Below are 21937 nucleotides of genomic sequence, written 5' to 3'. Positions count from 1 at the left end.
TTTGTTCATACGTTATAGGACAATGCCACTTAGCATTTCATCATAACCCGAAGCGCAAGAATTAACGTTGCGTTTTTGAGTGCCGAAGGCACGGCAGGTTATCGCCACGGACGTTCGTCTATGGTTTCGGTTTTCATTGGAATCGGAAGTCCCGACGGGACTCTCCGATCGTCGTTTGCGGCAAGCCTCCAGGCTTGTGCCCCCCAGACTTGTGTCTGAGGCCTTCGCCTATCATCGCTTCGCGACGATAACATAAAGCAATTTCAACAAGCATGGACGAATCCCTAAACGCTTTTTCGCTACCATGGTCTTCAAGTCGACGTCCCTCACTGATTCTCGCGGATCGATGAGATATCTTTGTTGAGCTGCTCGACAAGTTTTTCAGGCGAATCAAAGCGAACAATGTCACGCACTCGAGTGTCGACGTCAACCATCATCGGACGCTGGTACAAATCGCCATTGTAATCGAGCAGGTGTACTTCGACCTTCCGTTTTTCAGAATCGTCGAAGGTTGGATTCGGCCCGATATGAATCGCAGCCGTGTGTCGGTTGCCGTCCACGATCGCATGCCCGCCGTAGACACCGACACCAGGGACTAGGACATCAATGTCGGTGAGGTTCGCCGTGGGAAATCCAATGCTTTTCCCCCGACCGGCCCCATGCCCAACGGTTCCACGCAGCCGATGTGGATGCCCCATCAGCCCATTGGCGGCGTCGATGTCGCCACTTCGAATGAAATCGCGAACCCGCGTGCTACTGATCATCGACTCGGCGTCCTTCGAGGATTCGGCGACGGACAATTCGATGCTGTGTTGTTCACAAAGCGATCGGAGCGTTTCGATATTTCCTTGTCGCGAGCGGCCGAAAAAGAAATTCGGACCTTCGACGATTCCTTTACTAGCGAATTGGTCACGGACCAAGGAGACAAAGAACTCGGTTGCCGACAAATTTAGGAAGGCTTGACCGATGGGGATGATGACTAGGAAATCCGCCCCCTGTTCCCCCAGCAGTTCGGCTCGCCTTTCCAACCAAGTCAATTGCGCGGGAGCTCGGTCGGGACGTAGGATTTCGGCAGGATGAGGATCAAAGGCGACCGCGACGACAGGCCCGTGGAGACGATCCGCCAATCGACGAGCCGCGCCGATCAAGACCGCGTGCCCGCGGTGAACTCCGTCAAAGTTGCCGATACTGATCACGCCATAACGAACCGCATCGGTAATTTCGCTTAAGCGTAGTAGTTTCGTCACGTATAAAAGTCGAGTTCAGAAAAGCGGGGCAGGGCAGGGGGGAACAGTATGACTCAAAACGTTCCATTTTCGTAGACCTGGTACCGGACAAAATTTGTAAAGGCCGCTTGGCCCCGAGAACGTGGCCCAGGCTTCTAGCTTGGGGGACACAATAAAACCCGGGCGGTAAGCGTAGACTAGGTTGAAAACACCACGAAACAACATCAAATGCAGCGATTTTCATAGGCTGCCATTACGCCAGGGATCTCGTCGAGCAGCTCCCGTGCGGTCATGCCTGCTTGACCATGCTTCACGGCAGCCCGATCGCCTGCGGCACCATGCAGCCAAACACCGAGTCGAGAGGCGTCCCATGGCGTCATGCCTTGTCCGAGCAGCGATGTGACGACTCCCGTCAAGACATCGCCGCTTCCGCCCGTAGCCATGCCAGGATTACCGGTCGTATTGGTCCATTTTCGCTCGGCATCGACGACCACCGTCGGGCCCCCTTTGACGACAACCACGACATCATGAAGAGCCGCCAATCGATGGGCCGCTTTGATTTGCTGTTCGCGGTCCGAAGAACGAACCCCTGACAGCCGTTGTAATTCGCCAGGGTGCGGAGTCAAGATCAGTGGCCCCGATTTGGAAGATTGACGATGGCCCCAATTGGTTTTCGACAAAGCGTTCAAGGCATCCGCATCCAAGACGCGTGCGATATCGCTCTTTTGCAGTAGCAACTCGACCAGCTCGATCGCAGCATCACTTGTCCCCATCCCAGGTCCACAACCGATTGCATCGTAGGCGTCCACTTGCTGAGCAATCTCCGTTACCGCAGCGCTCGCAAAATGGCCTGCTGCATCATCCGCCAGCGGGATGGTCATCAAACACGGATGAAACGAGGCCACCGTTTCGAGACAGCGATCGGGAACCGCCGCACTGACGAGCCCCGATCCAGTGTGCAATGCCGCCATGGATGATAGCGAGATCGATCCAGCCATCCCACGCGAACCACCGACAAGCAAAACCCTCCCCACATCGCCTTTGTGAGCGTCCGTCTTTCGCGAAGGGAAGGGCAGGGGAGGATTTGTCATTCGTCCGTGGTCCTTTGTGATTCGGGTAGGCTGGGGGCGGCCAACGGGAGGCTACTTTATCTTTCCAAATGGCGAATGACTAGCGAGCAATTGCTGGACCACGATTCCTGCTAAATATCCGCCTTTGAAACCGGCGTCGATGTTGACGGTGGCGACATTCGAAGCACAACTACTCAACATGCCCAGAAGTGGAGTCAAGCCGCCCAGTGTTGCGCCGTAGCCAACGCTGGTCGGGACTGCGAAAATGGGGGCCGACAAATGGCCTGCGATGGCCGCTGGCAGCGCGCCTTCCATGCCCGCAATCACCACGACCGCCGATGCCTGGCGAAGCTGGGGCACGGCCGCAAGTAATCTTTGCGGCCCGGCGACACCGATGTCATCGAAACGCTGGTAGGGAATCTCCATCCAGATGAGGGTTTCGATCGCTTCTTCGGCGACCGGAGTATCGGTGCTTCCCGCGGTGACGACGGCGGCATGATAGGTAGCAGAGAAAGATTTTTGCTCAGCAGGGCAGGGGGGCTGAGGATTTTTGGCTGTGGTGCGAAACGTTCTGGCCAATGAATTGTAGTGGCCCGAAGGGAATTTTTGTTGTAGCCATTCGGCGGCCGATGGGGCAAGCCGAGTAGCCAAAGAACTCTGCCCAGCCCGCTGCTGCGTTTCAATGATATCGGCGATAAGGGATACGTTTTTTCCCTCACCGTAGATTACTTCGCTGAATCCACAACGTTCTCGACGCCCCAAATCGACGGTCGCACCGCCGATCGATTGCATTTCCGCTCGATTCTTGGGCAGATTTTCAAGCCCTGTCGATGCTGCGGTAGCGATTCCGAGACGTGCTAGGGCGTCGTCAATCGATATTGCTCCCGTAGCGACCTGGGCAATTATTTCTCTCGCATCGGGTGGCTGACTGGGCATGGGCGGTTGCACGAAGAGGGTTTCGAAATTCAAATTGGGCAGTGAATCTTGTTTCAACCTCTTATTGTTGGTAGTTGGCGTCGTTATGAAAAGCTGTGTACTTGCCTATTCGGGTGGATTGGATACTTCGGTCATTCTTGGATGGCTTCAAGACAAGGGTTATGAGGTGCATGCGGTCTACGTCGATCTCGGGCAACCGGGCGAAGATCGCGAAGCGACTATGAAAAAGGCTCGCGACTGCGGAGCGAAATCCGCTCGTCTCATCGACGTTCGCGAAGAACTGTGCCGCGACTTTGCTTTCCCCGTTTTGGCTTGGCAGGCCAAGTACGAGCAAATCTACCTGCTCGGCACCTCGATTGCCCGCCCGCTGATCAGCAAGGTTTGCCTCGAAGTCGCTCGTGAAGTCGGAGCGACCGCTTACGCTCACGGAGCAACGGGTAAAGGAAACGACCAATGCCGATTCCAACTCGCCGCCGAAGCCCTCGACCCGAGCGTCGAAACGATTGCTCCTTGGCGGATCAAGGAATTTCGTGACGCATTTCCTGGACGGACCGAATTGATCGCCTACTGTGCTGAGAAAAACATCCCCGTTAAAGCATCCACGTCAAAACCCTACAGTAGCGACGAAAATGTGTTGCACATCAGCTATGAAGCGGGCCAGCTCGAGGAGCTAGACGTTAACGGGGTTGAACTCGTTGATTTCGGAATGGGCGTCAGTCCACAAGAAGCACCGGATAAATCCGAATCGGTTACGATCGGTATCGAGTCTGGCGTGCCGGTCAAGCTTAACGGCAAGTCGGTCAATGCACTGGAGATGGTCGAATCGCTCAACGAGATCGCTGGCCGCAACGGTATCGGACGCATCGACATGGTCGAAAACCGCTTTGTCGGTATGAAGAGCCGGGGCGTTTATGAGTCACCAGGCATGACGGTACTGTACGATGCCGTCATGTATGTAGAGCAACTGACGATGGACCGTGACTTGATGCACTTGCGTGATCGCTTGGCACCCGAAGTCGCCGAGATGGTGTACTACGGATTCTGGTATACGCCCAAGATGGATGCCTTGATGGCGTTTATTCAAGAGGCTCAAAAACCGGTAACGGGCGAAGTCACGTTGAAACTATACAAAGGGAACATTAGCGTCGAATCGCGGACGAGCCCGAACAGTTTGTATGATGCCGAAATTGCCACGATGGAAGGAGGCGGTTCCTACAACCAAGACGATGCGGAAGGGTTCCTGCGAATCCAAGGCCTACCAAGCCGCGTCCAGGCGTCGGTTCGACCAAGAACTTACTAATTCCTCTCTACGCTCTATCGAGAATCGATCGCATGCTCACTTGGAAAAACGCTTCGCAAGCGAAGCTTGAAGATTACGGAAAGCTTCTGCTGAGAGTCACGATCGCTGGCTTGATGCTCTTTCATGGAATCGCCAAGATGATTGGTGGGGTTGGCGGCATCGAGGGAATGTTGGCCGCCAAGGGGGTGCCGACGTTGTTGGCGTATGGAGTCTATGTGGGGGAGCTTGTCGTGCCACTGCTCATGCTGGCGGGCGTTTTTACAAGAATTTCCTCTTTGGTGTTTGCCTTCAATATGCTGGTCGCCATCTTGCTTGCCCACTCGGCGGACATCCTTAGCATCGGACCTCACGGTGGCTGGGCGATCGAGTTGCCGATGCTTTACCTGTTGGGTTCCCTCGTAATCGCATTGATCGGCCCTGGGAATTACGCCGTCCGACAAGGCAAGGGCTGGTGGTTGTAATCAAGGGCAGGTGAGTTGGAGTTTAGGCTTTAGCCAATTACCTGAAAAGAATCGCCTCAAGGCTGGACTCCAACGAATCAGCCTAGAGCATTTTGCAAAAAGCCGTAGGCTGCTTATTTAGTGGCTGTGGCTTCCAGCCGCAGCGTTCTTCTCAACTGGGGCTGGAAGCCCCAGCCACGTCATATTTAGTGGCTGTGGCTTCCAGTCGCAGCGTTCTTCTCAACTGGGGCTGGAAGCCCCAGCCACGTCATATTTAGTGGCTGTGGCTTCCAGTCGCAGCGTTCTTCTCAACTGGGGCTGGAAGCCCCAGCCACGTCAAAAATCAAAATGCTCTAGATCCATTCTTTCGGCGGTTGCTCCTTCGATAAACGATCAAACCGATCACACAATTGTTCCATGAACGCTTTTTTGGGCAAGCTAGAATCGAGCGGTTGGCCGATGAATACGTCACAGAAAAATGGTACGAGAATCGCCTCGCCTTTGGGCAACGCTTTTCCGAGTCCATGCATAAAAACGGGGGTGATGGGAACCTCGGGATGCCGTCGGGCAAGGTGGGCGACGCCAGCTTGAAATGCCTCCAATCGCTCTGGCTCTCCGCGTGTTCCTTCGGGGAAAAGCAAGACAATGCCTCCTTGCCGCAGGACTTCGGAAATCGGTTCGAGCGGATGCTTGCTGTTTCGATCACGCCGAACATTGTTGCGATCAATTGGAATGATACCAACGATGCGTGTCGCAAACCAACGCCGGAGAGGACGCGTCATAAAATAGTCCGCTGCTGCAACCGGACGCACCGATGACAAGCGTCTTAATCCCAAAATGTTCATGAGCGCAAACACGTCCAAATGACTGTTGTGATTCGCGACAATCAAAGCGGGGCCATGATCAGGTAGTAACTCATGCCGACGAACGTTCGTTCCTAAGAGGATGATCATCAATGGACGAACGACAATTGCAAAAAACAGGGGGCGTAGAACTGAGTTCATTGGTCAATCGCCTCGATTAGGCTTTGTCTGAAAAAGGGGGCTGACCCTTTGGAGGACACTCTTTTTTTGTTGTTTTCGGCTCGTCTGGAGAGGGTCCGACCCCTTTTCAGGCACGACCCCTTTTCAGGCAAAGCCTAACCATAAGTGTAGTAAATGAAATGGAAGAAAAGTGGCGCGGTAAACACAAGAGAATCCACGCGATCCAAAACACCGCCATGACCAGGCAAGGTGGCACCGAAATCCTTGATTTTCAAGTCGCGTTTCAATGCCGACATGCTCAAGTCACCTGCAAAACCGGCGACGGCAATGATCAGCCCCGCGACAAGTGAGTGGCTAACATCCATCAGGGTTAAGCGTGGGCCCAGCAAACTGGCAAATAAGATCGTCGTTCCCACACCACCAAGCAAGCCTTCGTAGGTTTTTCCTGGGCTGATGTTGGGAGCCACTTTGTGACGGCCAAGTGTTTTTCCCCACATGTATTGAAAAATGTCGTTGAGCTCCGTTATCAGAATCAGGAATAGCAGTAACCCGGCACCTGGATAACTCGCTCCCAACTCCGAAGGATAACTACCATCAACTCGTGGAGCGGGACCAGCCTCGAAGACAAGCAGGTAAGCCGCATGCGACAGACTAAAGACGGTGATCATCAGTGCCCAATGGAGCGTACCTGCAGCTCGCAAGAATCCATCCGTTTGCCCAATCATTAACATCCGGGTTGGTAACCAAACGAACATGAGAACTGGGATGAAGGTGATGAACATTCCGTACCACGCATGCACGGCAAAGTAGTACTGCACTATTACCGCCATATAGGCATAGAACAGAACTCGCCGATCGGCACGCCGGGTCGGTACCATCGACAAAAACTCTTTGAGAGCCAAAAAACTGACGAATGCAAAAAAAAGGATCGCCGCCGCTTGTGACCAAAACAATGCGAAGGAAAACAAGCCGACGATTGTCCACCACGTACGGATCCGGTTGCGAAGTTCGGTGAAATCACGGTCCCGGTAGACTCGACCAGCGACAATCGACACAACGCTGGCAACGCCCAACGCAGCGAAAACGCATAGAATGGTATAGCGGACTTCTGGACTCAGTAGCATGGCGAATCACTGTGAGTTTGTAGCGGAAAAGCGTCAAGAGTTTCGTGCCGACTTGTGGTCCTCCGAAAATCCGAACGACTTGGCGACTTCCGCTAGGATCGAATGAGCTAGAAGGAGTCGAAAGCTTGGATCAGTTTACCAAGAGCCTGGCGGGCGTGCGGAACTGCGATCCGTTTTCTTTAGGACCTTTTTCGACACTTCTCGCTAATCGCCACCAAGACGAGTAAAAAAAGTCGTACTCGTCCTTCGACTCATTGAAATGGTGCTCGTACTCGTGCTCGTGCTCGTGCTCGTACTCGTGCTCGTACTCGTGCTCGTGCTCGTGCTCGTGCTCGTGCTCGTACTCGTACTCGTACTCGTACTCCTACTCCTACTCCTACTCCTACTCCTACTCCTACTCCTACTCCTACTCCTACTCGTGCTCGTGCTCGTGCTCGTGCTCGTGCTCGTACTCGTGCTCGTACTCCTACTCGTGCTCGTACTCCTACTCGTGCTCGTACTCCTACTCGTAATCGTACTCGTAATCCTACTCGTAATCCTACTCGGACGCTCACGACACTTCGAGCACGAGTACGAGCACCGCCGAAGGCTGAGTACGAGTACGAGTACGAGATTGCCGTCTTTTTGGGATGCTTGGCAGCAATCGGCGGTGGCGTTTCCTGAGAAGTGTCCATTTTCCGCGTGACGCGGGGGGGACCTGTGGGCTCTTTTGACTCGACGGCGTCATCTTTTTTACGCTTGCCCCGCTGGGCACGCGGTTAAACGTAACCGATTGGCTTAGAACCTTGAGTCGAACCACTAAACCCTCATCGCTCGCTCAGTGTGTATCACCGACACGCGTTTCACCTCGACAAGCCGCCATTGTCGCCATCTTCACTTCGGTTTTGTTTTTTGTCTTTTATGGGGGAGCGGGCTATTTTAGCAGTTTGCGAACCGACGTCGGCACATGGCGATACGACTGGGAACGATACATTCCGTTCGTTCCCATCATGATCATTCCCTACATGTCGATCGACTTGTTCTTCTTTGCGGCGCCGTTTTTGTGTCACACCAAGAGTGAGCTTCAGCGTCTAGCATGGCGGTTGTCTGCAATTGTGATGATTGCCGCGGTTTGTTTTGTAATCTTTCCTTTACAACTTGCCGTGGAAAGACCCCATGCCGAAGGATTCTTTGGAACGATCTACAATGGGTTCGTTTCGATGGATCGTCCTTACAATCTGTGCCCGTCGATGCACATTGCGCTGCGTACCGTTCTGGCGGCTCACTACGGCAAACATTGTCGATCCTATTTGCGTTGGGCAATGAATTTCTGGTTCTTCCTGATTGGCTGCTCAACATTGCTCTTGTATCAACACCATTTCATTGATGTCGTGGGCGGCTTTGTTTTGGCGGTGTTGGTCATGTATGCGATTGACGGTCTACCTTGGCGGCTTCCGAAGACGGACGGACGCCGTTTGGCAATGCTTTACGCCTCTATCAGCATCGCGTTGGTACTCCCGGTGTTTTGGCTTCCTAAACTTGGTTGGATTACGGTTTGGCCAGCGGTTTCCACGGGGTTGGTCGCTAGCGGCTATGCCTTTTTCGGCCCCGCCGTCTACCGTCGCCGTCACGGTATGCTCACTTGGTCCGCTCGCACCGTGCTCGCCCCTGTTTTGTGGGGTCAATGGCTTTCGTGGAAATACTATTCGCATCAATCCAACATCACCGATTCGGTTGGCGGCAATGTTTTGATTGGCCGGCACGCGACGAATACCGAGGCGAAGCTGTTGGCGGCGTCGGGAGTCACGGCGGTCGTCGGTTTGTGCAATGCGTTCAGCCAGCCTGATGCATTCGCGAAATTGAACTACTTGTCGCTCCCTGTGCTCGACCTAACGGCACCGAACGAGGAACAAATAGCTGCGGCGATTGCATTCATTGATGAACATCGCCGAGACGGCCAAGTACTGGTTCATTGTAAAGCCGGATATTCGCGAAGCGCATGCATCGTTGCCGCGTGGATGCTACATTGCGGGCACGCGACATCTGTCGATGATGCGATAAGAAAACTTCGCATCGCTCGGCCTCCGATTGTCATCCGTCCTGAAATCCGACTAGCACTCGATCACTGGTTTGCAACAAATAGGGAATACTGATGGCTAGCGTCTACGATCTGAAACCGAAGTTCCAAGACCTGCTTCGTCCAATGGTTAGGAGGTTGGCGGCTGCAGGAACGACCGCGAACCAGGTAACAATCGCGGCTCTATTGTTGTCGGTCGCTACCGGTGTTTGCATCGGAGTTTGGCCGTCGAAACCGTGGCCGTTGCTGCTGATACCGATTGCTCTGCTAGTGCGGATGGCCCTCAATGCGATCGATGGAATGTTGGCTCGTGAGTTCAACCAGAAAAGCCGCCTGGGGGCCGTGCTCAACGAGCTCGGCGACGTCCTAAGCGACATCACCTTGTACCTGCCGCTCGCCTTAGTGCCTTCGGTAAACGCCACCGCGATCGTGATTTTTGTTATCAGTTCGATTGTGGTCGAGTTTGTGGGTGTGGTCGCCATTCAAATCGATCGGCCTCGCCAATACGCAGGGCCGATGGGGAAAAGCGATCGAGCGTTTTGGGTTGGCTTGCTCGCAGTGCTGTTGGCATTCCAGTGGATTCGCCCACCTGTAACAAGCTTTTACTTGAGTGCTCTCATCTTTTTGGCTGGTTGGACCGTCATTAACCGAGCTTGGCGGTCTCTAGTTTCTCATCCATCCGCCACAACGAACCTCGAACTGGAAACGAGAACTGATGACCCTCACTAAAGACGATGCCATGACAGAAACCGATCAAGCACAACCCGCACTCCCCATTCCTTCTCGGCCAAGTTCGCGTGAATCAATCGAGTCATCGTTTGTCACCAGCGATGGGCAAACCATTTTTTTTCGAGCTTGGCATCCGAAAACGCAATCGAAAAATGCGGTAATTCTGTTTCATCGAGGCCACGAGCATTCCGGGCGTTGGCAAGACTTCGTCGATACGAGCAAAATGGAAGACTGCTGGTTCTTTGCATGGGACTGCAGAGGGCACGGGCGAACGGCAGGTGAGCGTGGGGCGGCGGAAAGCTTTTCGCGAATCGTCCGCGATGCGGATGAGTTTGCCAAATACCTTTGCCGTTTATATGAACTTGACTTGGCCAACATCGCCGTCGTTGGTCAAAGTGTCGGTGCCGTCTTGGCCGCAGCATGGATCCACGACTATGCACCGCCTATCCGAGCCATGGTTTTGGCGACTCCCGCATTCCGTATTAAATTGTATGTTCCACTTGCGATTCCCGCACTTCGGGTTTTGAAAAAAGTACGCCCAAAGAGCTTTATTCAAAGCTATGTTCGTCCCAGTATGTTGACCCATGATGAGCGTCAAGCGGATGCGTATGCGAACGATCCGCTCATCTCGCCACAGATCGCCGTGAATATCTTGTTGGATCTCCACGATACTTCAACACGGCTTGTCGATGATGCAGCTGCAATTTCAACTCCGACGCTGATGTTTGTTTCCGGGCGTGACTATGTGGTTCGCCAAGATGTACAACATCGGTTCTTCGATCGATTGTCATCGACGGAGAAACATATTGAGACGTTGCCGAAGTTCTACCACAGTACGTTCTGGGAAAAAGATCGTGCACCGATCATCCAACGTACCGCAGCATTTCTGAACGAACGCTTTGAATCGACGAATCCGAAGCTGGGTAGCAATGAATTGTCGCAAGGATCGAAGGCGAAATACGCTTCGCTTCAACAGCCGGCATCCCTTGTTCGACGTGTTCTCTTCGCTGCTCAACGGATTGGCTTGACCACCGCTGGACGTTTGAGTCGGGGGGTGAAGATTGGTTGGGAAAGCGGGTTTGATTCCGGGCAATCACTCGATCATGTTTATCGAAATCGAGCGGAAGGCACGACGCCGCTGGGACGATGGGTCGACCGAAACTATCTCAACTCGATTGGCTGGCGGGGTATTCGTGGACGCAAGGTTCACATGGAAGAATTGCTCGACAAAGCGATCGCTCAAGTGGCCGAACGCGAGGGAGAAATCACGATCTTGGACATTGCCGCTGGCCCCGGTCGCTATGTGATCGAGACGATCGGGCGAAACAAGTCGCTGCCCATTCGAGCGATTTTATGCGACCGTGATCGCGGCGGTTTAGAGGAAGGAAAAGCGTTGGCGAAAAGCTTAGGACTCAGCGATCGAATCGAGTTCAAACAAAGTGATGCGTTCGATCCCGAAGCGATCAAACGAGCGGCAGGGGATTCAGTAGTCAATATCGCGATTGTCAGCGGACTGTATGAACTGTTTCCAGAGAATGCACCGATTGAGCAATCGTTGGCGGGGATTGCCAGTGTACTCGCCGACGAAGGATTCCTGCTGTATACGGATCAGCCTTGGCACCCTCAACAGGAAATGATTGCCAGGGTCTTACCGAACCGAGACGGAGATCCATGGGTGATGCGATGCCGCAGCCAATTTGAGATGGACGCACTCGTTCGAGAGGCAGGTTTGGAACGTCAAGAACTGCGAATCGACAAGTGGGGGATCTTTAGTGTCGCGTTAGCGACGCGTACGCAAGTCGGGAATGAATGCGTTAGGTAAGGGCAGGGCAGGGTGGGGCAAGCTTCGAGATCGCGATTCGATAAAACCCAAACCCTGATTTGTGAGGGATGAAACGCAAGCTAGAAGCTTACGCCACTTTTATCAATCGAGGGTGTCATCCGCGAGCGGTTCGCCGCCTCGTGGTGAAATTAACGCCCGCAGGGTCGGCAGAGGTATATTTTCGTCGATGAAATGACCACGTCCATCCACTGTCGCGACCGCTGCTCCTCCTTCGAGCAGTCCTCCGATGTCATTCTTTGTTCCACCGACTCCTTGTAGCAAGGTCATGTCAATGTCCACCGGCTCGGTCCAAAGATTGTTCATCATACGCGGAGCACCTTCGACGACCAGCAGCGTCTTTGTCAAGTCGTCCGTAATATTGCTTAGTGCCAATGGCCCCGTGTTTGGAAACAATGTGCCTGGACCAGTAACCAGGAAATAGGCACTCTCGCTAAAGGTTTGGCCGGTCCCATTTCCTGGATGCCGATAAACGGACGGGATCGTATTGTAGGCTGCCGTAATGTTATCGGGTTCATCCCAAGCAAGGTTTTGGTTGATCGATTCGTAGATTTCTTCTTCGCCCAGGTAGGGTAGAATCAAAACTCGCCAAGATTGCAGCGGTTGGCCAGCATTGTTTTTCGTGTAGGCAGGCGGGTAGGTCCCATGGTCGGCTGCGTATGCGTTTAACGCTTCCGCAATCTTTTCCAGATTTCTTATCGAGGCCGCTCGCATTCGATTGGTTTGCAATTGGCTAACGGTTTGACTGCCTTGCCGGACGACAGCATAGAGAAAGCATAATAGCAGTACAAGAACGACGCCTGCGACTGCCAATGTGCCGAGTTGCTTTGTTTGCGGGTTCGCTGGAGGCGAATTCGTCGGTTGTTTTGCGAAAGCGGGAATTTCGATGGGTTCACCGCAAGTCACACATTCACCGCGAAGACCACTGTATCGGTCTTCGACCTGCGTTTTTGTCTGGCAATGAGGACAAGTGAAGAGGTATGGCATTGGGGAAGAAAATGCTAAAAGGAATGTCGCACGGAAGAACTGCCAATATCCTACCCGATGGCGGATTCACCGCAACTTGTGGCGATTTGTGCTAAGGTAGCAGTAGTCACAACTCGATTGTAAGCGAGGATGATATGACTGAATACGACAGTCCCTGGAAAGAAGCGTTGGACCGATATTTCAGTTGCTTCAGCAATTGTCGGGTGAACCGATAGCTACTCTCGATGAACTGCGAAAGCTTCTCGCCGATCATGCCTCTAGATAGAGCAAAAAGCTCATGGAATTTTCTGCAACTTTACGATAAATAGATCGACCACGTCTTTCGCAGTGGTAACACGGTCGAGATCATAGCGGACATGACCGTCCTGCTCGGCGTCGCCGCCATGCCCGGTCAACTCGATGATCGCGTGAGGACTATCGCGATCCACGTCCACGAGAGCTGTATACAGCAGCGAAGGCTGACCAAGTTCAGGGTCTGGCCAGTCCTCGTTTGAATCCGAAGGCATGTTTAATTCGACGCAGATCACGAAACGGTTGCCTTGATTTGACACTAGGTATTTATCCAGAGCGAAAGCGTGTGTGTCGGTCGCACCACTAGTTCCGTCGACTTCACCATCGGGCGAAACTCCGGATACAACCGTGTAACGATGCCGCCAAATTGGCAAAATGTGGTTGCGACGCACCAGCTTTCCATGCCAATCCAACTCTTCACGGTAGGCTAGCTTGTCTTGCAAAAAGAGAGTTTCGATCATCGTACCCGCGGTCGATTCCGCCCAGACAGCTAGGGATGGAATTTCATCCAACGATTCCACGAAAGATAGTAGAACGGACAATTCACCATCATTCGCCTGCTTCGAATTTCTCGCAATCACTAGGCTATGTGGAGATGGCTGACCGAAGCCCGCCAGCGATGACGCCCGAAAGATCTGTTTGCGGTAGCGAGCCTCGTAGCTGTTCTCCATCAACCAAGTAGCAGGCGACCATCCCAAAACAGACAATCCAGTCACCGCTCCCCACAAAGAAACCAAGATCACCAAGTGCTGCCAAGAGAAGCCTCGTATTTTCAAACGCAGTGCCGTTTGGAAGTAAGGGATTCTTGTCGCCACGTGCATCGCAACCAACACGAATACGAGTAAGCCCGATACCACATGAGTCCGCGTGGTCACGATCGAAAACGGCAAGAAAAATGCCATCACACCAGTCGCAACCAATGTGATGAATGCGAGGAGCAGCCCGATGTTGACGAAATGACGCATCAGGTAGATGAATTTCCAAAACCTATCAAGGCTCGCAGTTCGGCGATATGATCGGCTCCGATTTCTCGCGGCGTCGCACCGTGTTCCTTGCATAAACTGGCGGCGAAGCCAGTGGCAACCCCCATTTGAGCGCAAGTGTTCATGACACGTGGGCCAGCCAAACCGATGTGAGAGCAGCTAAAACATCGCCCCGCCATCATCAGGTTCGCAATATCCCTGGAATAGAGGCAACGAAACGGAACGAAGTAATTTCCACCTGGATTGTAGAACAATGCTTCCGATAGAAAGTCGACCGGTGATCCCGTTAATTTACGTTGATAGTGACTATCGATCGATCGTTTTTCAACGACGACAGCATCCGCAAATTGCCGGCGTTCGCTAGCGTCTTTCATCGTGTAGATGTAATCACCCATCAACCGCCGCGATTCTCTTTTGCCTCCAACGTAAGAAACCCACTTCAATTTCCAAGTGACATGCTTGGGGTGCCTCTTTGCGTTGGAAAAGGAACCGTAAATGGCCCGCAGCACATGATCGCGAATTTGTTCGGCATCCTTAACTTGATCGAGATGATTGTCTGAATATTCCCAATACCACTCGCCTGCGGTCGCCACATGGTCTTTGGCAACCGGCATCGCCCAAGGAACTTCGGGAAACTCTTGACGCTGATCCGTTCGCTCTGCGTTCCAAAGAACGGAGGTGCCCATCACCCGTTTGTCAGCCTTACCAGGACTCCAAAGATCACCATGTTTAGGCCACTCTTCATCAAACTCCGAGTACGCTTCGCGACCTTCGCGATAATCGGCTCCTGCCCAATAGCCCAACCAACCATCGCCCGTCGCATCGATAAAAACCGGAGCTGAGAAACGCCGGATCATACCCGTTTGAATGCTTCTGGCTTCGACACTTTCAATTCGATCGTCCTCTTTCGATAACCCGCAAGCGATGTAGCCGGCAAACAAGTCGACGCCCGATGCGGCCATCGTACGCTCTCGCTTGCTCTGATCTTTGATCGCCAACGCATCTCCGTTTGGATAATGCTCGGTGTCGATCCCTTTCAAAATGTCCGAACTGGGGCCGTGAAGACCCAAGGTATGCACGCGAATTTCTTCGCTGGCGTTCCCTCCAAAAATGGGACGGTCTTGAATTAAAGCGACCTTCAATCCACGAGACCTCGCTGCCAACGCCGCTGCGCAACCCGACATGCCGCCCCCGACGATAACGACGTCAAACGAGTCTTCCTTGATCTTCGTCTTCATTCGACCTGACAGTTCGTCTTTCCAGTAAGCCAAATCGACGAGATCATCATTGGGGAGCGAGGGATCAGCCACTTTTGATAAGAATATCGCGTCACACCTGCCATCGAATCCAGTTAAATCTTCCAAACGAATCGTGATACTACCGGCATTTGCAATCTCGACAGAACCACCAGATTGCCATGACCAAGACTTGCTGTGCGTTCCGAAAGTCGGTTCCAGCGGCCGACCGTCAACATGCACTTTGAATCGACCCGGCGATTCCCAATCGCCAGGACACCAATCCCTCGTCCTCACCCACACATGCCAAGTTCCCGGCTCATTGATTGTGACATCGGTCGACGCATTGGCGACCGGAACGCCCATTCCGTGGGCCAACAAATAACAGCCGCCCATTTGTTGGTAATGCTGAGTGTCAAGTTTCCAGCCGCCAAGATTTTTGAACGCATTTGCTTCTACTAGAATTCCCGATGAGTACTCTCGGCTTTTCGGCATGGCATAACCAGGAGCCAAAACGGAGGTAAAGCCGATCCCTCCAATGACACGTAGGAAGCTTCGGCGATTGTTCGATTGAAGGATTTCGCTGTACTTGTCTGTCACATCAATGCCTTATTATTGAGGTTCTCTTTAAGTCCAGTCTACCATAACTCAAGAACCGATTTTCGGGATTTTGGACGAATGAAATTCCGTTTCTTGGAAAACGCATTCGCCGTTGGTCATCAATTTCCTGATTCGATAGCTCAGCATTCATGCACCGAATTCGAGTGACAGCGAACAAGGCAGGGCAGGGCAGACGAAAAAAATGCTTAGACAAAAATGGTTGCGTGGGAAACCGGATTCCATTTCGCTACACTCTTGGCTCGGTCCTAATGACATATTAGCCTAAGACACAAACTTTTTGTCTCACCATTTTTTGTCCATACTCCTAACAACTTCTATCCGAGATTAGCCGATGCGAATTGTGATCCAACGAGTTTCTCAGGCCAAGGTGGAAGTGCAGGGCAGGGCGGTTGGGGAAATTGATCGAGGTCTGATGGTGCTTGTCGGAGTCGGCCATGGCGACACGCTCGCCGAAGTAAAGTGGTTGGCGGAGAAGACGGCGAGCCTACGTATCTTTCCCGATGACGATGGCAAGATGAACCGATCGCTATTGGATATCGGTGGATCGGTTCTAGCCATTAGCCAATTCACGCTGTTGGGGGATTGTCGCAAAGGCCGGCGGCCTGGGTTTACCGATGCGGCAGAACCGCAGATCGCTAGTGAACGGTATGAAGACTACATGCAATGCCTGCGAGATTTAGGTGTGCGTGTTGAACAAGGCATTTTTGCTGCCGATATGCAAGTCCGATTAACCAATGACGGTCCCGTAACCTTGGTGATCGATCGAGTGCCAAGCTAATGGCGTCGGTTCGATCGCAAGCTACAAAGTTTGGAGTGTGTCGTAGTGGACGAGGTTACGAGTCCCTTACTGCACAGCGGTCCAAAAGGACTCGTTACCTCGTCCACTACTCTAAAATTAAAGATTGACAAAACGCTGGGTTCCAACCGTTGCCTATCTCCAAGGCAACCATTTGTCCCACGGCAAAGGTTCGCCTCTCGGAGCGGCGATGTACGGCTCGTCTAACCTAGCTCGCTGACGAATTCGATGTCCGATATCGTGATCGCCCGATGCCAAGTAGATGAGCAAAGCCAACTTGGCATAGACGGAGATGTTCGCCAGCGGCTTGTTGCCGAAAAACTTGAGTGCCGTTCCAAAGCTCTTCTTCAACCGAAATCGACCTCCCTTGAAATCAAGGCTCCAGATTTCATCGAGCGACAGATGGACGATGAATCCGACGACGACGGCCAGGCTCTTGTAGACGCGAACCGCTTCGCTTTGACTGGGCATGGCCAGATACGCCAGCAAGCCTGCGATGGCTGCTGCGGGGATGCTGTGCCACATCCCGCGGTGAACCGTGTAGCGTTTGAAAAATTCGACAAGGACGAAGCGGATGCCGATGTAGATCATCATGGCCGCTAACGCCATCGCTTCATGTGACAACTCGAGATCACGAAATCGATGGAGCATCAACATCGGGACGACTGCCGCGCAAAACATACTGGTTTCACGAAGCGGGATTCCCGAGTCGGAATCGAGATCCGGCAACATCCCACTAACGCTACAAAGCCCGCCTGCCAGGATCGCACTTTCGATCGACATGCCCTGCGTAGACGCACCCCAATATCCGTAGACGACGCCCACGATCGTGCTGCCGGTAATGTGTGTTTTGAAGTCAGCCACGAAAATGGGTCGGCCAAAGTTGGCCGAAGGGCAGGGGATTGCATGTGGAAAATTGGACCAGAATGCTTACTTGTACGCAATTTTTGGCATTCATCGCCACGTTGATTTTGTGGCCTAAAATGGTCTTCGCTCCACAAGCCCGTTTCGCTACACTCCACGAAAACCGCCCTCTCCCGTTCCCTCGTTTTGCATGGAAGCTGATCAGTGGAAATTTACGATATTGTCATGTTGGTCGTACTCGTCGGCGCGATGCTGTTTGGTGCTATCAAAGGCTTCGCCTGGCAATTGGCATCGATCGCGTCGATCGTGGTTAGCTATCTGGTCGCCTATCATTTTCGTGAACCGTTCAGTCAATCGATTCAAGCGGAGCCGCCCTGGAATCGGTTTTTGGCGATGCTCATTCTGTATGTCGGCACGTCGCTTGTGATTTGGGTCGCTTTTCGGATGGTGAGCGGATCGATCGATCGATTGCGATTACGCGAGTTCGATCGTCAAATCGGTGCTCTGTTTGGTTTGGCCAAGGGGGCTTTGTACTGTATTTTGATCACGTTGTTTGCGGTCACCTTGATGGGCAATACCGCTCGCGAAAAGATCGTCGAGAGCAAAAGTGGCAATTATATCGCCAATACGCTAGCTCGCACCGAATCGATGATTCCGCCCGAGATTCAAGAGATCGTCCAGCCGTATTTGGATCGATTCGAAGACAAATTCAATTCGGGCAATCAAGGTGGCTCGGAAAGCCCGTTGGAGCAAGTCGAACAGATCGGCGGCCAATTCGTCCAAGAACGAGCTGGCGAGTTTCTGCCCGATTCGTTTTGGAGCGAGCCCTCCGAGCCCTCCGCCCGAGTCGGCTTTCGCAGCGAACCATAAAGCTAGAGTCCAGGCTTTTGCCGCTCGACGCATCTCGCTCGACGCATCTTGTTGGAGTGATCGCTCGGAGAGCAGAGCTTGGAGTGATCGCTCGGAGGGCAGAGCGACCGCCAAATGTGGAAAACGCTGTTATACGGGGAAAACGATAGACTTAATACAACATAAGAGGCATTATCGGACGTTGCGGGGCGGTCGATTTCCACCCTGTTTGAGGCGATTTCCGTTTGTTGTTGCTTGTTGTGGAAGGCCTCGGTTCGCCATCTGCACCATTCGCCATCTGCACGGAGCACGGAGCGAAACTCAGCCGACTGCAGCGGTGTCCAAGAAGACGCCGATGCGACGGAACTTCTCGTAGCGTTGGTTGACCAATTCGTCGACCGGTAGTGTCTCTAGATCGGACAACGTTCGTGACAGATAACTCTTGATCCGCGATGCCATCTGGTGATGATCGCGGTGGGCTCCGCCAAGGGGTTCTTCGATCACATCGTCGACAACGCCGAAGCGTTTCAGGTCAACGCTTGTGAACCTTAGCGCGGCAGCCGCTTTGGGAGCGTGTTCGTGACTCTTCCATAGAATCCCCGCACAGCCCTCGGGACTGATGACGCTGTAGTAAGCGTGTTGCAAGACCGCCACACGGTCGCCCAGGCCAATCCCGAGCGCGCCACCCGAGCCGCCTTCGCCAATCACAATGCACACGACCGGCGTCTTCAGACGACTCATCATAAACATACTTTCGGCAATCACCTGCGCTTGACCGCGTTCTTCGGCTCCGATTCCTGGATAGGCTCCAGGGGTGTCGATGAAACAGATGAGTGGCATTTTATACTTTTCGGCCAATCGCATTTTTGTCATCGCTTTGCGATAGCCTTCGGGATGAGCGCATCCAAAATGGCAAGCCGCGCGCTCTTTGAAGGTGCGGCCTTTCTGGTGACCGAGGACCATGACTTTGAAACGGTCCAGTTTGGCGAAGCCCGATAGCATTGCACGGTCGTCACCGAAATGCTTGTCGCCGTGAAGTTCGACGAACTCGTCAAACGCCAAGTTGAGATAGTCACGGGTATACGGCCGGTTTTTGTGTCTAGCCACTTGCACGGTTTGCCAAGCGTTCAGTGATCCGTAGACATCACGAACCTTGTCGAGCCATTGCTTTTTCAGCGAACGGATTTCTTTGTCGACTTCGTCGGTCCGTTCCGTCTGTCGTTCCAAGCTCGCGATACTATTTTCTAGTTCTGCAATCTCGTACTCGAATTCTAATCCTGGGCCAGCGCTCATTCGTTTCTTTTCTTTTGCCGTTGATGGTTCTAAGGACGTTTGGTTGGGTTGCCGCATGGGATCTTTAACAAGATCCACTACGAAGTTGGCTCGTCATCATTTTCGTTATCCACTCCGCCATCTTTGCGAAGCAAATCATCGGCTCCGCGAATTCCGGGCATGTTGTCAAAGACGCTAACCTCCGGCATGCGGGGGCGTTTTTTAAAGAGTTCGATCGTGCGAATCTGTTTCAAAAACTCCCACATCGATGCGGGACGACTATCCGCTTTCTTAGCCATCATCTTGCGGATGAGATCGGCGAAATCTTTACTAACATTGCTGTTGTGGACAATTGGACTGGGGATCGATGCTGTCAAATGTTGGTTGAGTAGATCATTGGGCGTGTTGCCAGTGAATGGCGGCTTGCCCGTGCAAACTTCGTACAGCACGCAGCCAAACGAATAGATGTCGCTGCGTTCGTCACAGACCTTGCGGCGGATCTGTTCAGGCGACATGTAGCTACGTGTCCCCTTTGCCATCTTTGAACTGTGGAACAACTTGGTGAGTCCCGTCTTCTTCTTTTCGGCAATGTTGAAGTCAATTAGCTTTACCTCCCCATCACGACTCACCAAGAAGTTGTCCGGCTTGACGTCCAAGTGCAACCAATTCTTGGTGTGCATGAAGTACAACCCCTCAGCCGCTTGGGTGATGATCTTGTCTAGCATGTAGGCCAACGATTCAGGACCCCGACGAAGCGCTTGCTTCATGTTCAATTCGCTAAACAACTCCATGACAACAAACGGAGTGCCCGACTCGATTCGGAAATCGTAGAATCGGATGATTCGTGGACTGTTCAAATCGGACGCAACTGCGTACTCGTGTTTCAACGCCGCAATTTCATTTTTGTTATCACGAGAATTCGGCTTGAGGAGTTTAAGAGCAAACCGCTTCTGGTCATTTTCTTCGATCGCTTCCCAGACGTCACAGGTACTACCCGCCCGAATGAGCCGGGTCAATCGATAGGGACCAAGGAAATCGCGAGTTTTTGTCATCAGGGATTCACGGGGCTTCGGTGGAATTCATGTCGCGCATTCATGTCGCGAGGAAAGTCGCAGTTCCTCCCTATCATACTGGATAAACCGGTTAGGTTGAAAGGTAGGACATTCAACGACGATAACGCTCCCGTATTCGTCAGGTCATCGTTTGGTGCCGGAACTGGTTTCTAAAATTGCTTCCGCCCTGCCCTGCCCACTTCGGTCTACTCTGCGCAAGCATTTTTCGAGTCCTGCCGGAGTTCAAGTGCTTCCAGTCCTTCATCCAATTCACGTCGATACGAATGGTTGGATCTGCGCCATGAAGGATCAGAAGTTCAAACCGATTGAGTCGATTGTCAGGTAGTGACCAGAAAAGCGGAGTAACACCATACTTCCCCAAGGCGTTGATGTTCGCCCCATCGTCAATGGCCTTCGTCATCGCAGCGATATCATCGGCTTCGATCGCTCGACAGAGTCGGACGACAAGCGGGTCATCAAAGAACTCTTGAGCGTCAAGCTCTGCTGCGGCATGCCAGCGCGCGAATTTGAGACGATGAAAGCGAAGATCCGCGTACTTCATCTGTCGTTGCTTGAGTAATGTATTCAATTCGTTTTTTCGGCTCGCTAGCTGAGCAGCCTTTTGATCGTCATTGTAGCGTTCTGCGAGTGACTGTTCTTGCCAAGTCTGTTCACGCTCCTGCTTCAATTTATTAATCTCGTTTGCCAGCTTAGCTTCGTCGGGAGTACAAGCGGTGCGTCGAATACGCCGCAGTTGGTCTAACACCGAAGCCTTGTGTTTGGCGACGATCTTGCTGCGTTCGCCTTGCGATAACACATGGCTGAATTCCCAGCCGGGGGAGTAGTCGGGCGGAAACTTAGGCGACCACTGTTCCAAAGCTTCAATCCATCGGTCTAGCCTTTGCGGTTGTTGGTGGCCAACGGTAAGAACCGACGCCATAACCCATCCGCCAATAAGCCCAACCGGCTGTGTCTCCCTAGGCTGAACTGGCGGATAGACTTCGACATCGATTGCGCCGCGAAGGAGAGTCAGCAGGCCAGCGAGCATTTTTTCATCATTTGGATCGCCAGAGGCTCCCAGCGTTAACAGACTGGACACCATCAATTGTTGGGTGTTCGCCGTCTGGAGATCATCCTCGGCCACGGTTCGCTTCTTTGACCAGCCCCACAGAACACACATAAGTCCAATCAGCACGGCACCGATTGTCGTTCGAGGGAAACGATTGATCTTCAACATCTCTTTTTTGTCCGAATGAGAGGTTTCTTAAGTCGTCATTGCTACG

The 21937-nt window shown here is 52.8% G+C and carries 20 protein-coding genes; 8 read left to right on the top strand and 12 right to left on the bottom strand.

What is annotated here, in order from left to right; genetic code table 11:
• Positions 1–326: 326 nt before the first annotated feature.
• The 3 genes from ribF to larB form a co-directional block, all read right to left on the bottom strand.
• Positions 327–1247: a riboflavin biosynthesis protein RibF gene (gene ribF, locus Q31b_RS06865; RefSeq protein WP_146598954.1), complete on the bottom strand. Its 921-nt coding sequence runs from the start codon at positions 1245–1247 to the stop codon at positions 327–329.
• A 203-nt stretch (positions 1248–1450) separates the two neighbouring features.
• The gene (locus Q31b_RS06860) at positions 1451–2317 is read right to left on the bottom strand and encodes an NAD(P)H-hydrate dehydratase (RefSeq protein WP_146598953.1); all 867 of its coding nucleotides are present in this window, start codon (positions 2315–2317) and stop codon (positions 1451–1453) included.
• 51 nt (positions 2318–2368) lie between these two features.
• The gene (gene larB / locus Q31b_RS06855) at positions 2369–3232 is read right to left on the bottom strand and encodes a nickel pincer cofactor biosynthesis protein LarB (RefSeq protein WP_146599393.1); all 864 of its coding nucleotides are present in this window, start codon (positions 3230–3232) and stop codon (positions 2369–2371) included.
• Positions 3233–3317: 85 nt separating this feature from the next.
• On the opposite strand from larB, the gene Q31b_RS06850 reads away from it, so the two are divergent.
• Complete coding sequence (locus Q31b_RS06850) at positions 3318–4532, top strand: argininosuccinate synthase (RefSeq protein ID WP_146598952.1); 1215 nt, start codon at positions 3318–3320, stop codon at positions 4530–4532.
• 32 nt (positions 4533–4564) lie between these two features.
• Complete coding sequence (locus Q31b_RS06845; RefSeq protein ID WP_146598951.1) at positions 4565–4993, top strand: DoxX family protein; 429 nt, start codon at positions 4565–4567, stop codon at positions 4991–4993.
• Positions 4994–5325: 332 nt separating this feature from the next.
• Here Q31b_RS06845 and Q31b_RS06840 read toward each other — a convergent pair whose 3' ends face one another.
• On the bottom strand, positions 5326–5976 hold the full coding sequence (locus tag Q31b_RS06840) for a lysophospholipid acyltransferase family protein (RefSeq protein WP_146598950.1): 651 nt from the start codon (positions 5974–5976) through the stop codon (positions 5326–5328).
• 134 nt (positions 5977–6110) lie between these two features.
• Positions 6111–7079, bottom strand: coding sequence for a phosphatidate cytidylyltransferase (locus Q31b_RS06835; RefSeq protein WP_146598949.1), 969 nt, complete (start codon positions 7077–7079; stop codon positions 6111–6113).
• A 259-nt stretch (positions 7080–7338) separates the two neighbouring features.
• On the opposite strand from Q31b_RS06835, the gene Q31b_RS27990 reads away from it, so the two are divergent.
• The 4 genes from Q31b_RS27990 (at position 7339) to Q31b_RS06815 (ending at position 11686) form a co-directional block, all read left to right on the top strand.
• Entirely contained in the window at positions 7339–7764 is a 426-nt protein-coding gene (locus Q31b_RS27990) for a hypothetical protein (RefSeq protein WP_197171088.1), read from the top strand.
• 100 nt (positions 7765–7864) lie between these two features.
• Positions 7865–9211, top strand: a complete 1347-nt coding sequence (locus tag Q31b_RS06825) for a phosphatase PAP2/dual specificity phosphatase family protein (RefSeq protein ID WP_146598948.1) — start codon at positions 7865–7867, stop codon at positions 9209–9211.
• On the top strand, positions 9211–9864 hold the full coding sequence (locus Q31b_RS06820; RefSeq protein WP_146598947.1) for a CDP-alcohol phosphatidyltransferase family protein: 654 nt from the start codon (positions 9211–9213) through the stop codon (positions 9862–9864). Before Q31b_RS06825 ends, Q31b_RS06820 begins: the two co-directional genes overlap by 1 nt.
• A complete protein-coding gene (locus Q31b_RS06815) occupies positions 9851–11686 on the top strand; it encodes a bifunctional alpha/beta hydrolase/class I SAM-dependent methyltransferase (protein WP_197171086.1) in 1836 nt (611 codons plus the stop codon). Before Q31b_RS06820 ends, Q31b_RS06815 begins: the two co-directional genes overlap by 14 nt.
• 102 nt (positions 11687–11788) lie before the next feature.
• Here the strand turns inward: Q31b_RS06815 and Q31b_RS06810 are convergent, their stop codons facing one another.
• From Q31b_RS06810 to Q31b_RS06800, 3 genes are all read right to left on the bottom strand, one after another.
• On the bottom strand, positions 11789–12691 hold the full coding sequence (locus Q31b_RS06810) for a DUF1559 family PulG-like putative transporter (RefSeq protein ID WP_146598946.1): 903 nt from the start codon (positions 12689–12691) through the stop codon (positions 11789–11791).
• 275 nt (positions 12692–12966) lie between these two features.
• On the bottom strand, positions 12967–13947 hold the full coding sequence (locus Q31b_RS06805; RefSeq protein ID WP_146598945.1) for a hypothetical protein: 981 nt from the start codon (positions 13945–13947) through the stop codon (positions 12967–12969).
• A complete protein-coding gene (locus Q31b_RS06800; protein WP_231617364.1) occupies positions 13947–15800 on the bottom strand; it encodes an FAD-dependent oxidoreductase in 1854 nt (617 codons plus the stop codon). Before Q31b_RS06800 ends, Q31b_RS06805 begins: the two co-directional genes overlap by 1 nt.
• 352 nt (positions 15801–16152) lie before the next feature.
• On the opposite strand from Q31b_RS06800, the gene dtd reads away from it, so the two are divergent.
• Positions 16153–16599 carry a D-aminoacyl-tRNA deacylase gene (dtd, locus tag Q31b_RS06795; RefSeq protein WP_146598944.1) on the top strand — a complete coding sequence of 149 codons (447 nt, stop codon included), beginning with the start codon at positions 16153–16155 and terminating at the stop codon, positions 16597–16599.
• A 153-nt stretch (positions 16600–16752) separates the two neighbouring features.
• On the opposite strand, the gene Q31b_RS06790 is transcribed toward dtd, so the two are convergent.
• A complete protein-coding gene (locus tag Q31b_RS06790) occupies positions 16753–17481 on the bottom strand; it encodes a metal-dependent hydrolase (protein WP_197171084.1) in 729 nt (242 codons plus the stop codon).
• A 204-nt stretch (positions 17482–17685) separates the two neighbouring features.
• Here Q31b_RS06790 and Q31b_RS06785 point away from each other — a divergent pair, with 204 nt between their 5' ends.
• On the top strand, positions 17686–18351 hold the full coding sequence (locus Q31b_RS06785; RefSeq protein WP_146598942.1) for a CvpA family protein: 666 nt from the start codon (positions 17686–17688) through the stop codon (positions 18349–18351).
• Between the two features lie 300 nt (positions 18352–18651).
• Here the strand turns inward: Q31b_RS06785 and Q31b_RS06780 are convergent, their stop codons facing one another.
• The 3 genes from Q31b_RS06780 to Q31b_RS06770 all read right to left on the bottom strand — a co-directional run bounded on the left by Q31b_RS06780 (position 18652) and on the right by Q31b_RS06770 (position 21891).
• Complete coding sequence (locus Q31b_RS06780) at positions 18652–19623, bottom strand: acetyl-CoA carboxylase carboxyltransferase subunit alpha (RefSeq protein ID WP_146598941.1); 972 nt, start codon at positions 19621–19623, stop codon at positions 18652–18654.
• 77 nt (positions 19624–19700) lie between these two features.
• Positions 19701–20654, bottom strand: coding sequence for a serine/threonine-protein kinase (locus tag Q31b_RS06775; RefSeq protein ID WP_146598940.1), 954 nt, complete (start codon positions 20652–20654; stop codon positions 19701–19703).
• Positions 20655–20793: 139 nt separating this feature from the next.
• Entirely contained in the window at positions 20794–21891 is a 1098-nt protein-coding gene (locus tag Q31b_RS06770; protein WP_146598939.1) for a hypothetical protein, read from the bottom strand.
• Positions 21892–21937: the final 46 nt, after the last annotated feature.

Source organism: Novipirellula aureliae (genome assembly GCF_007860185.1).
In the GTDB taxonomy this organism is placed as follows: domain Bacteria; phylum Planctomycetota; class Planctomycetia; order Pirellulales; family Pirellulaceae; genus Novipirellula_A; species Novipirellula_A aureliae.
This window is presented reverse-complemented; position numbering and strand designations above follow the sequence as displayed.